General features: G+C 73.0%; 8 protein-coding genes. 3 read left to right on the top strand and 5 right to left on the bottom strand.

What is annotated here, in order from left to right:
* Nucleotides 1-81 precede the first annotated feature (81 nt).
* A complete protein-coding gene (valS, locus tag ACIGXM_RS20050) occupies nt 82-2,640 on the bottom strand; it encodes a valine--tRNA ligase (protein ID WP_396562674.1) in 2,559 nt (852 codons plus the stop codon).
* A gap of 197 nt (nt 2,641-2,837) precedes the next feature.
* Between valS and ACIGXM_RS20045 the strand changes: the two genes are divergently transcribed.
* On the top strand, nt 2,838-3,038 hold the full coding sequence (locus tag ACIGXM_RS20045) for a DUF1918 domain-containing protein (RefSeq protein ID WP_396562672.1): 201 nt from the start codon (nt 2,838-2,840) through the stop codon (nt 3,036-3,038).
* 68 nt (nt 3,039-3,106) lie between these two features.
* On the opposite strand, the gene ACIGXM_RS20040 is transcribed toward ACIGXM_RS20045, so the two are convergent.
* Nucleotides 3,107-3,685, bottom strand: a complete 579-nt coding sequence (locus ACIGXM_RS20040) for a hypothetical protein (protein ID WP_396562670.1) — start codon at nt 3,683-3,685, stop codon at nt 3,107-3,109.
* On the bottom strand, nt 3,682-5,190 hold the full coding sequence (locus ACIGXM_RS20035; protein ID WP_396562668.1) for an alkaline phosphatase family protein: 1,509 nt from the start codon (nt 5,188-5,190) through the stop codon (nt 3,682-3,684). Before ACIGXM_RS20035 ends, ACIGXM_RS20040 begins: the two co-directional genes overlap by 4 nt.
* Nucleotides 5,191-5,437: 247 nt before the next feature.
* Here ACIGXM_RS20035 and ACIGXM_RS20030 point away from each other — a divergent pair, with 247 nt between their 5' ends.
* Nucleotides 5,438-6,643 (top strand): permease, encoded by a 1,206-nt coding sequence (locus ACIGXM_RS20030; protein WP_396562666.1) that lies wholly within the window; start codon nt 5,438-5,440, stop codon nt 6,641-6,643.
* A gap of 95 nt (nt 6,644-6,738) precedes the next feature.
* Nucleotides 6,739-7,341: a C40 family peptidase gene (locus ACIGXM_RS20025; protein ID WP_396562665.1), complete on the top strand. Its 603-nt coding sequence runs from the start codon at nt 6,739-6,741 to the stop codon at nt 7,339-7,341.
* 16 nt (nt 7,342-7,357) lie between these two features.
* Here the strand turns inward: ACIGXM_RS20025 and ACIGXM_RS20020 are convergent, their stop codons facing one another.
* Both ACIGXM_RS20020 and ACIGXM_RS20015 read right to left on the bottom strand, forming a co-directional pair.
* The gene (locus ACIGXM_RS20020; protein ID WP_396562663.1) at nt 7,358-8,110 is read right to left on the bottom strand and encodes a rhomboid-like protein; all 753 of its coding nucleotides are present in this window, start codon (nt 8,108-8,110) and stop codon (nt 7,358-7,360) included.
* 188 nt (nt 8,111-8,298) lie between these two features.
* Nucleotides 8,299-11,913 (bottom strand): GH92 family glycosyl hydrolase, encoded by a 3,615-nt coding sequence (locus tag ACIGXM_RS20015; RefSeq protein WP_396562661.1) that lies wholly within the window; start codon nt 11,911-11,913, stop codon nt 8,299-8,301.
* Between the last annotated feature and the right edge of the window lie 12 nt (nt 11,914-11,925).

The following is an 11,925-nucleotide window of genomic DNA, read 5'->3' as shown; positions in this document are numbered from 1 at the left end:
CCCGCCGCCCCCCCCCCGCGGGGGCCCCCCCCCCCCCCCCCCCCCCCCCCCCCCCCCCCCCCCCCCCCCCCCCGCGCCGGGTCAGAAGGTGACCGCCACCGCCAGCTGCCCGTCCCGCGCCACCACCGCCTCGACGGATGCGATCCGGCCGGCCGCGCGGACGTCGTGCTCGGCCAGCGCGAGCAGGTCCAGGGCACCGCGCGAGCCGGTGATCACGGCCCGCGCGACGTCGGCCCGCATCGACACCCGTGCCTCCGACTTCGCCCTGCGCACCCCCGCGATCACCTGCGCGGCCGTGGTGAGCACCGCGCGGTCGACCGGGCCGGCCAGCTGACGCAGCTCGTCCGCGGTCGGCCAGGCGGCGCGGTGCACCGAGCCGTCCTGCCACCAGGACCAGACCTCCTCGGTGGCGAACGGCAGGAACGGCGCGAACAGCCGCAGCAGCGTCGAGAGCGCGGTGACCAGCGCGCACCGCGCCGACTCCGCCGCCCGCTCGCCCTGTTCTCCGTAGGCGCGGGCCTTGACCAGCTCGACGTAGTCGTCGCAGAAGTGCCAGAAGAACTGTTCGGTCCGCTCCAGCGCCCGGGTGTAGTCGAAGGCGTCGAACGCCTCGGTGGCCGCCCGCACGGTCTCGGCGAGTTCCGCGAGCATCGCGGCGTCCAGCGGCCCGGTCACCCGGGCGGCCCCGGCGGGCACTCCCAGGCTCAGCACGAACCGGCTCGCGTTGAGCACCTTGATCGCCAGCCGTCGCCCGATCTTCATCTGCCCGACGTCGAAGGCGGTGTCCGTCCCGGGGCGTCCGCTGGCCGCCCAGTAGCGCACCGCGTCCGACCCGTGCTGGTCCAGCAGGTCGGCCGGGGTGACCACGTTGCCGACCGACTTGGACATCTTCTTGCGGTCCGGGTCGAGGATCCAGCCCGAGATGCCCGCGTGCCGCCAGGGCAGCACGTCGTGCTCGGCGTGCGCGCGGACCACGGACGAGAAGAGCCAGGTGCGGATGATCTCGTGGGCCTGCGGGCGCAGGTCCATCGGGAAGACCCGGGCGAACAGGTCGTCGTCCACGCCCCAGCGGGCGGCGATCTGTGGGGTGAGCGAGGAGGTCGCCCAGGTGTCCATCACGTCCGGGTCGCCGGTGAAGCCGCCCGGACGGTCGCGCTGATCGGGCGTGAAGCCGTCCGGGGTGTCGGTGCTGGGGTCGATCGGCAGCGCGGACTCGGCCGGGACCAGCGGCCGGTCGTACACCGGGTGGCCCGTCCCGTCGAGCGGGTACCAGAGCGGGATCGGGACCCCGAAGAAGCGCTGCCGGCTGACCAGCCAGTCGCCGTTCAGGCCGCCCACCCAGCTGTCGTAGCGGACCTTCATGTGCTCCGGGTGCCAGCTCAACTCGGCTCCGCGGGACAGGAGTTCGGCGCGCAGGCGGTCGTCGCGGCCGCCGTTGCGCAGGTACCACTGCCGGGTGGTGACGATTTCGAGCGGCTTGTCGCCCTTCTCGTAGAACTTCACCGGGTGGCTGATCGGCCGCGGCTCGCCGAGCAGTTCGCCGCTCTCCCGCAGCATCGCGACCATCCGCTCGCGACCGGTGTGCACGGTGGCGCCGGCCAGCCGCGAGTACGCCGCCCGGGCCCGCTCCGACTCCAGGCCGGCCGGCGGCTCGGCGCCGAAGCGGCCGTCCCAGCCCAGCACCGGGCGGGTGGCCAGCCGCAGTTCGCGCCACCAGACCACGTCGGTGGTGTCGCCGAAGGTGCAGACCATGGCGATGCCGGTGCCCTTCTCCGGGTCGGCCAGCCGGTGCGCGAGCACCGGCACCTCGACGCCGAAGACCGGGGTGCGCACGGTCGAGCCGAAGAGCGGCTGGTAGCGGGTGTCCTCGGGGTGGGCGACCAGCGCGACGCAGGCGGGCAGCAGCTCCGGGCGGGTGGTGCCGATCTCCACCGGGGCGCCGCCGTCCGGTCGGCTGAACAGCAGCTGGTGGAAGGCGCCCGGGCGCTCCCGGTCCTCCAGCTCGGCCTGGGCGACTGCGGTGCGGAAGGTGACGTCCCAGAGCGTCGGCGCCTCGGCCAAGTAGGCCTCGCCGCGGGTCAGGTTGCGCAGGAAGGCGCGCTGCGAGATGGCCCGCGCGGTGCTGCCGATGGTCTGGTACGTCATCGACCAGTCGACCGAGAGGCCCAACTGCTGCCAGAGCTCCTCGAAGGCCCGCTCGTCGGTGCTGGTCAGCCGCTCGCAGAGTTCGATGAAGTTGCGCCGGGAGACCGGGATCTGCTCCCGGCCGGGCTTGGCCGGCGGGGTGAAGTCCGGGTCGTAGGGCAGCGCGGGGTCGCAGCGCACGCCGAAGTGGTTCTGCACCCGGCGTTCGGTCGGCAGGCCGTTGTCGTCCCAGCCCATCGGGTAGAAGACCTCGCGCCCGCGCATCCGCTGGTAGCGCGCGACGGTGTCGGTGTGGGTGTAGGAGAAGACGTGGCCGACGTGCAGCGAGCCGCTGACCGTGGGCGGCGGGGTGTCGATCGAGAAGACCTCGGCCCGCGGCCGGGAGCGGTCGAAGCGGTATACCCCCGTCTCGTCCCAGCGCTGCGACCACTTCGCTTCGAGCCCTGCGAGGGAGGGCTTGGCGGGCACGTCAGGGAGACGAGGAGTCTTTGTCATGCCGCCTGATGCTAGCGCCGGGGGTGGGTGAACGATCAACCGAATATCCGGCGGCACCGCCCGGGCCGCGGCATTGCGGTGACCCGTTCGTGGCCGCACAGTGGAGACAGGGCGGCCCACCCGCGCGGCAGCCTGGCGGCCGGTCCGGATCGGCTCCGGCGCCGGTTCTCGGCCCAGGAGGAGCGGAGGAGCGGAATATGCAAGCCATGGTTGGTGACACCATCCACATCCACAGCAAGGCCGTCGGCATGGCCGACCAGTTGGGCGAGATCATCGAGGTCCGCGGCTCGCACGGCGAACCGCCGTACCTGGTCCGCTTCGAGGACGGCCACGACGGGCTGATCTACCCCGGTCCCGATACGGTGATCGAACCGCACAGGCAGGACCGGCTCTGGTAGCGGGGGCGTCGTGATGGGGAGTTGACGTGACGTCAACTCCCCATCGGTTGTGCCTGATCGACCGGGTGCTAGTCCAGCTCGACCTCGAAGTCCCAGGTGGCCAGCGGCTTTCCGGCCGCCGACCAGCTGAGCGTGGCATGGCCGGCGTCGAAGGTGGCGGCGAGGTGCAGGGTCGCGTCGTGGCCGGGGGTCGCGCTCGCCGAGGTGGCGTCGCTGGTGAACGGCACCGGGTGGCCCAACTCGTCGGTGATGCTCAGCGCGTCGGCGCGCAGCTCCGTACTGCCGGCCGGGACGTGCAGCAGCACCGTGATCGTCCCGGCGGAGGCACTGGCCGGCGCCGCGCCGGGGGTGGGCGCGGGCAGCGCGAGGTCGGGCCCGGTCGCGGTGATCCGGGCCTGCTGGGCGCCGAGGTCGAGCTGGACAGCGTCGCCCATCGCCACCAGCTGGGCGTGTCCGGGGGATGCGGTCGGTACGATCGGCGAGGCGGGCGGGGTGGGGATCGGGACCCGGCCCAGGTCGGGCGCCGGCTGCCCGGACGACGAGCAGCCGGTCGCCGCCAGCAGGACGGCGAGCAGCGCGGTCGCGGGCCCGCGGCCGAGACCACGCCCGAGCGGGGCGCGGCCTCGGTGGGTGGAGCGGTCGGTCACTGGCCCGCCCCGAGCCTCAGGCTGTCCAGAACCGCGTTCGGTCCGGTGAAGTCGGGTGCGAGCAAGGCCGGTTGGTCCTTCGGCTGCTTGCTGGTGGCCGAGTAGACGCCGTTGCTGCCCATCGGGGCGGGCTGCATCGCGTGGCCACCGGGGTTGTTGTAGACATCAGGTCCGAACGGTCGCAGCCCGGGCGTGCCGGCGTAGCCGAGGTGGCCCTGGCCGTCGGTGCCGCCCTTGGTGATGTGGAAGAGGTCCTCCATGCTGCGCAGCCAGGAGTAGTGGTTGTACGGCTGGTCGCTGATCGTGCCGGGCCTGATGTAGCGCGAGATCAGCACCGAGCCGGTGATCCCGCCGCCGGGTGTGGTGTCCTGGCCGAAGGCCTGGTCGCCGGGCTGGCTGGTGTTGGGTCCGGGCAGCTCGTTGCAGCAGGCGACCACGGACTGCGCGGTGTCGGTCGGGGTGTTGAGCGTCGGGTCGCTGTTGCCGGTGTAGTCGCCGGTGGAGTTGCCGTAGATCTTGTACGGCGGGAACGCCTCGTCGAAGGTGATGTCGATCAGGCCGTTGTCCTGGAACGCGGGCGAGGCCATGATCTGCGGGATCCACTTCTCCAGGAAGAGGTCCGAGGCGTACAGGCCGCCCTGGTGGTTGTTCGGGTCACCGGAGAGGTTGTCGCCCTTGCAGGTCGAGTCGTGGGCGTCCGAGCAGTTGTCGGGGGTGATCCAGGAGAAGGCGGGGGTGGTGTCCTCACTCCTGAGGTCCTCGGCGAGGCCGCTCTGCGCGGGGTGGCCGCCTTGGGCCGGGCGGCCGTCCAGCGGCACGACCTGGTCGCACTCCTGCGGGTCGTCGATCAGCGAGTGGAACCAGACGGTCGGGTTGTGCTTGGGCATGTACTGGTCGGTGGCGGTGGCCGCGCCCGGGTCCGGGACGCCGTTGCCGGACGGGTCGCCCGGGACGCCGCACTTGTACGGGTCCTCGCGGCCCGGGTCGTTGCCCATGTCCTGCATGTACGCCTTCCAGCTGACGTTCTTGTCGTCGAGCTGGTTGAACAGGGTGTACACCGAGTCCGGGTAGACGCAGCCGGAGGTCGCGTTGGTCTGGCCGTCGGCGGCCGGGGTGCCGGGCGAGACGTTCCTGTACTGCGGACAGTCGGCCTGGGTGTCGGGCGCCGGGGCCTGCCCGCTGGCCAGGCTGATGTAGTTGTCGAGGCTGTAGTGACCGGTGCCGTAGTACTGGCGGAGCAACTCGCCGTACTGCGGCAGGGTCTTCCAGAGGTAGCTGTTCTGGTTGAGGCCGGTGAACGAGGCCTCGTACGACTTGTTCTCCAGCACGATCAGCCAGACGTGCTTGATCTTCGGCGGGGTGAAGTCGTGGCTGGCGGCGTCGGCCGGGGTGACGCCGCTGCCGACCAGCCCGGCGGCGGCCAGCGCCGCCGCCACCAGGGTCGCCGCGAGACGCGGGCGGCGGCTGCGGCCGGTGCGGGGTGCGTCTGGTTCTATCCTGGTCATGTCATATACCGTCCTTGTCTGTCTCGCCCGGTCGGGGTTCTGGGTGGCGCGGCGACGGTGCCGGCGGGAAGTCTATCGGCGGGCGCTCGGGAGGGAATCGCACTGCTGGTCGAGTAGGTGACCGTTCATCAGGATGACGGATTTCTCCACCCGACGGATGATGGCAGTGAGCCGCCGTTCCTGGTGCTCCGGTGCGAACCTTGGTGGCATCCCCCGAACGCACCGGTTGCCAGGAAGGCGGACCCCCATGCAGGCGATCCGGCACGCGCTGTCCATCACCGGGTCGATGACCTGGGAGATCGCCTGGGCGCTGATCCTCGGCTTCCTGCTCTCCGCGGTCGTGCAGGCGGTGGTGCGCCGGGCCACCGTGGTCCGGCTGCTGGGCGACGCCCGACCGCGGACGCTGGCGCTGGCCGCCGGGCTGGGGATGGCCTCCTCGTCCTGCTCGTATGCCGCGGTGGCGCTGGCCCGCTCGCTGTTCCGCAAGGGGGCGGACTTCACGGCCGCGCTGGCCTTCGAGATCGCCTCCACCAACCTGGTGGTCGAACTCGGCGTGATCCTCGCCCTGTTGATGGGGTGGCAGTTCACCGCGGCCGAGTTCGTCGGCGGCCCGATCATGATCGTGGTGCTCGCGCTGCTGTTCCGGCGGTGGCTGAGCCCGCGGCTGGTGCGCGAGGCGCGCGAGCAGGCCGACCGCGGGCTGGCCGGGTCGATGGAGGGCCACGCCGCGATGGACATGTCGGTGCGGCGGGAGGGCGGCTTCGTCCAACGGCTCCTCTCGGCCGAGGGGTTCACCTCGGTGGCGCACGTCTTCGTGATGGAGTGGGTGGCGATCCTGCGCGACCTGGTGGGGGGCCTGCTGATCGCCGGGGCGGTGGCGGCCTGGGTGCCGGACTCGTTCTGGCACTCGTTCTTCTTCGCCGGACACCCGCTCGCGGCCCGGTTCTGGGGGCCGCTGGTCGGGCCGCTGGTCGCGCTGGTCTCGTTCGTCTGCTCGGTCGGCAACGTGCCGCTGGCGGTGGTGCTCTGGAAGGGCGGGATCAGCTTCGGCGGGGTGGTCTCCTTCGTCTTCGCCGACCTGCTGATCCTGCCGATCCTGAACATCTACCGGAAGTACTACGGGCTGCGGATGGCCGCCTTCCTGGCCGGCACCAGCTACCTCGCGATGGCGGCCGCGGGCTACGCCGTCGAGCTGCTCTTCCGGGCGCTGGGCCTGGTCCCGGACCAGCGGCACGCGAGGATCCCGATGGCCGGAATCCGCTGGGACTACACCAGCTGGCTCAACGTCGCGTTCCTGCTGCTGGCCGCCGTGCTGCTGGTGCGGTTCTTCCGGACCGGAGGGTCGGAGATGCTGCGCGGGATGGGCGGCGCGCCCGCCGCCGAGCCGACCGGACCGGCCGCGCCGGGCGACCACGGCGGTCACGGTGGCCATGACGGTACGGGGCGTCCTTGAGCGCGTCGCCCGGCGCGTCGCGGCCGGCCGTGGTCAGCTGTCGGGACCGGACAACGACCGGGTGGCCCGGACAACGCTGCGGAGGTTCAACCGTGATGATGTTCCGTCCTGTCGGCGGCGCCGGCGGGCGCCGTCGGTTCCTCGGTGGCCTGCTCGCCGCGGCCGCCGCGGGTTCGGCGGCCGGGCCGATGGCCGGCGGGGGCACGGCCCAGGCGGCGCGCCCGCGTCCGCGCCCGCGCTCGCGCGGCGGGGCGGTGCTGGCGGTGGCGGAGCGTCAGATCGGCGTCCCCTACTCGTGGGGCGGGGGTGACCGGCTCGGCGCCAGCCTCGGCTACTGCGAGGACGGGAACGGCTACCTCGACGGCGTGTGCAAGGGCGAGACCACGATCGGCTTCGACTGCAGCGGCCTCACCCTGTACTGCTGGTACGCGGGCACCGGCGGCGCGGTCCAGCTCGGGCACTACACCGTCGCCCAGTTCCACCGCGGCACGCCGGTCGAGCGGGTCAACCTGGCCCCCGGTGACCTGCTCTTCTTCTCCCGCAGCGACGCGCCGCTGCACCACGTCGGCCTCTACGCGGGCGGCAACGCGATGATCCACGCGGCGCACACCGGCACCCTGGTGGCCCGCCTGGAGAACGTCTTCCAGGACCCGGTGTTCGGCCCGCAGTACGTCGGGGCGGTCCGGCCGGGCGGCTGACCGGCCGTTTCGCCGATCAGCCGGTGGCGGGTAGCACCGGGACCCGGATCCACCGCCCGGCCGCCCGGGCACGGACCGACTCGGCCCGGGTCAGGGGGTAGAGCAGCACCCCGATCGCCACCGAGAGGCAGTGCCCGAGGTCGGTGAAGGTCCGGTTCTCCACGTACACCGTCACGAAGTAGGCGGCGAGCGCGGCGAAGCCGAGCAGCCGCCACCGCATCGGCAGCCGGTAGCAGAGCACGGCGGCGGTGCACCAGGTGCCGTAGCTCACCCCGACGTCCACCGTCCGGGCGATCGACGGGCTGAGGTGCCCGTGCGCGATCTGGTACTCCAGCCAGATCGCGGTCAGCAGGGTGGCGCCGATGTGGCCGGTCAGGAAGACCCCGACCATCCGGGCGGTACCCAGCCAGCGCTCCGCCGGGCCGAGCACCAGCAGCGCGGTCACGGTCAGGGTGAGCAGGTCGGAGATGTCGGTCCACATCGCCGAGGCGAACAGCACGGTCACCGGGTCCCGGCCGAGCGCCGCCAGGTTGGTCGAGTGCACCCGCAGCACCTGCTGCCCCAGCCGGTTCGGCAGGCCGGCGAGCATCCAGCAGTGCAGCGCGACCAGCACCCAGAGCGTCGCGGTGGCCGGGTTGGCGCCGGCCCAGGCCCAGGTGGCGAGCAGTCCGGTCCGCAACTGGCGGCCGCCGGGCCAGTCGTAGTGGACCACTATCCAGCCGATGAGCACGACCAGGACGACGAAGGACTCGACCCATCGAGTGGACATCACGATTCCGAGCTGCCGGGGGCGGGGGTACCGAAGCCTACCCGACGTGACCGGGCTCTTGCGGTGCGTGGTCGAACCGTGGCTCGCGGATCCACCGCCCGGGAGACGGCCCCGGCCCGCCGCCGGGGTCGGCAGCGGGCCGGGGCCGGGCCGAGGTGACCGGCTCGGGGCCTTGGCCGGCAGGTCGGCTAGGGGGTCAGCGCGATCCCGTCCGGCACGTTGCCGACCGTGACGGACGGGCCGACAGCGCCGGTCACGGTGTTGACGGGCCGGATCTCGTTGGCGTTGGAGTCCACCGCCCACAGGGTCTGCCCGTCGGCGGCGAAGGCCAGCGCGTACGCCCCGCTGCCGGTCGGGATCAGCGGTCCCGGGGCGCCGGTGGCGGTGCTGACCGGGGTGAGGCCGCCGGCACCGTTCGCCGCGACGTACGCGGTCCGCCCGTCCGGACTGACGGCGACGTACTCCGGCCCGGCGCCGGTCGGGACCGTCCGCACCACCTGGTAGCTGCCGGTGTCGATCACCGAGACCGCGCTGGAGCCGTTGTCGGTCACGTAGGCCTGGCTGCCGTCCGGGGTGAAGGCCACCCCGAAGGGCGCCGCGCCGACCGCGATGGTGTGGGTCACCGTGCGGGTGGCCAGGTCCACCACGCTGACCGTGCCGTCGCCCTGGTCGGCCACCCAGAGCTCCTGTCCGCCCGGGCGCACCCGCAGCCGCTCGGGCTGGCCGCCGACCCTGATCGGCTGACCGGCTGTCAGGGTGGTCGTGTCGATCGGCTGGACGGTGCCGTCGCCGTAGTCGCTCACCCAGACCGTCCTGCCGTCCGGGGTGGCGGCCACGTCGGCGGCGACCTGGCCGACCTTGACCCTCGCGGTCACCGCGTTGCTGGTCAGGTCGACCACGGTGACGTCGTTGGAGTTGTTGTCGGCCACGAAGAGGTGACCGGCGGCGGTGGTCGCGCCGTCCGGGCCACTGCCGACCGGGATGGCCGGGCCCACGCCCATGGTCCGGGTGTCCACCGGGGTCACCGTGTTGTCGCTGTAGTTGGTGACGTAGGCGGTCGGGATGGTCTGCCCGGGCCGGGCCACGGTGACCAGCAGGTCGCTGCGGGCCAGCACCGCGCCGTTGGCGGCGTGCGCGGTGAGGCCGATCCGGTAGTAGCCGGTGGGGGTGGCGGCGGACGCGCTCACCGTGACGGGGGTGGCCACGCTGGCACCGGCGGTGGCCGTCACGGTGGCCGAGGACGGACTGGCGGTCAGCCCGGCGGGCACGTCGGCCTGCCAGCTGACCGTGGCGGGTGTGCTGCCGGCCGAGTTGTCGGTGCGGACGCTGACCGGCGTGCCGCTGCCGGGGGCGATCCGCAGCTGGCCGGGGTCGGCGCTGACGGCGGCCCGGCTGGTGGGCGGGAAGCTCACCGGGCCGGCCCCGAAGGCGGGTGGGGCGTCGCCCGCGCCGGTGCCCCAGGCGGTGTTGGGCGCGGCGCCGAGCCGGAAGTCCAACCGGCCGGTGCGGGTCAGGTCGACCCAGGTGCGGCCGGACGGGTGGCCGTCCACGCTGAGGCCCTGCACGTAGGTCTGGCCGGCGCCGGCCGCGTTGATCACCAGGTCGTGGCCGTGCGGGCGGTGCACCACGGCGTGCGGGAAGAGCGGGCTGCCCAGCACCACCATCGGCACGCCCGGGGTCTGCGGGTAGAGGCCGAGCGCGGACCAGACGTACCAGGAGCTCATCGCGCCGAGGTCGTCGTTGCCGGGCTCACCGCCCGGGGTGGCCGAGTACAGGGTGTCCATGATCTTCCGCACGGTGGCCTGGGTCTGCCAGGGTTCGCCGGTGCTGTCGTAGACCCAGGGGGTGTCGAAGGCGGGCTCGTTGCCCTGCCAGTGGTAGGGCAGGTCGGGCCCGGCGTTGAGCTGGCCGAAGTAGCTGTCCAGCCGGGCGTCGACGGCCTGGTCGCCGCCCATCCCGGCGATCAGCGCGGGCAGGTTCTGCGGGACCATCCAGGTGTACTGGGCCGCGTTGCCCTCCTGGAAGCCGCTCTGCCCGAAGCCACCGGAGGTCTGCACCGGCGGGCCGGGCGGGAACGCGCCGTCGGCGTCGCGCGGACGGATGTAGCCGGTGGCGGTGTCGAACAGGTTGGCCCAGTTCTGCGAGCGGGTGAGGAAGCGGCCGGCGATCGCCTGGTCCCCGAGCGCGCCGGCCAGCCGGTTGATCGAGAAGTCCGCGAGCGCGTACTCCAGGGTCTCCGACGCGCCGTTGGGCATCGGGCTGATCGAGTCGGCGGCCACGTTGGGCACGTAGCCGCGGCTCAGGTAGTCGGCGCCGTGCGGGCGTTCGACGTACCAGCCCTGGCCCGGCGGGCCGCTGGTGTCCTCGGCGCCGTGCACCATCGCGGTGAGCGCGTGCCCGGCGTCGAAGCCGCGGGCGCCGAAGGCGTAGGCGTCGGCCAGGATCGGGTCCGCCGCGTCGCCGTTCATCACGCCCGTGTAGCCGTTCGCCACCGGCCACTTGGGCAGCCAGCCGCCCTGGTCGGCGTCGTTGAGCAGTGAGGTCGCCAGGTCGGAGGTGACCTCCGGCGCGATGGTGGCGAGCAGTGGCAGTTCCGAGCGGTAGATGTCCCAGCCGGAGTAGTTGGCGTACTGCGCATGGCCCCTGGGGACCCTGTGCACCGCGCCGTCGAAGCCCGGGTAGCTGCCGTCGGCGTCGCTGAACAGGTTGGGGTGCAGCAGGGCGTGGTAGAGCGCGGTGTAGAAGGTGCTCTGCTGGGCCCGGGTACCGCCGCCGATGCCGATGGTCCGCAGTTGCCGGTTCCAGGCCCCCCTGGCCTGGGCGGCCACCTGCTGGACGTTCCAACTGCGCGCCTCGGCCGCCAGGTTGGCCTCGGCGCCGGCCACGCTGACGTAGGAGACGGCCACCTGCATGCCGACCTCCGGGTTGCTCCGGGTGTCGAAGGTGAGCCAGCCGCCGGCCACCACGCCGCTCTGGGCGGCCTTCGGGTCCCCGACCGCGTCGGCCTGCTGTCGGCCGTTGACCGTGACGTCGCCGCCGCCCGGGTCGACCGTGCTGGTCGCGGGTGACTGGCCGCCCCAGGTGCCGGTGGCGGTGAACGGGCGGTCGAAGCGGGCGGCGAAGTGGATGGTGTAGCTGTCCGGCTGGCCGCAGAAGTGGCCGCTGGTCACCGTTCCGGTGATCTCCCGGTCGCCGACGGTCTGGAACGAGGCGGCCGAGCTGCCGTTGGCGCTGTCGGCCACCTTGACCAGCAGTCGGGCCTGGTCGGTGGCCGGGTAGTCGAAGCGGGCGACCCCGGTGCGCGCGGTGACGGCGAGCTGGGTGCGCACCCCGCCCGCCGTCACCGCGTAGGAACCCGGCTGGGCCTGCTCCGAGCTGTGCTCGAAGGCCGCGGCGGCGGATCCCGGGTCGGCGGGCAGCGCGCCGGTCAGCGGGAGGATCGGCACGTCACCGGCGATCGGGCAGCCGGGCCCGGAGAGGTGGGTCAGGCTGAAGCCGGTGGTCGAGCTGTCGGCGATGTTGTAGCCGCCGCCGTCCGGCCGGGACGGCGTGTCGGGACTCCACTGCAGCATGCCGAACGGCACGTCGGCACCGGGGAAGGTGTCGACCTGGCCGACCACGTCACCACCACTGCCGGTGCCCGCGAACGGGTTGACCAGCGCGGCCGGATCGGCCACCGACGCGGTGGGGTCCGCCGTGAAGGCCGTGGGAGTGAGGACGGGGGATGCCAGCAGGACGCCGGCCAGGAGCAGCGCCCAGCGGCGCCGGGGTCGCGGCGGGCTGGTTCGGGACAGGACAACCACCTCTTCTCGGCG

Origin of the sequence: Kitasatospora sp. NPDC052896, assembly GCF_044547075.1 — a bacterium.
In the GTDB taxonomy this organism is placed as follows: Bacteria; Actinomycetota; Actinomycetes; order Streptomycetales; family Streptomycetaceae; genus Kitasatospora.
Note: the sequence above shows the minus strand (reverse complement) of the source record. Positions and strands in the feature narration are given on the sequence as shown.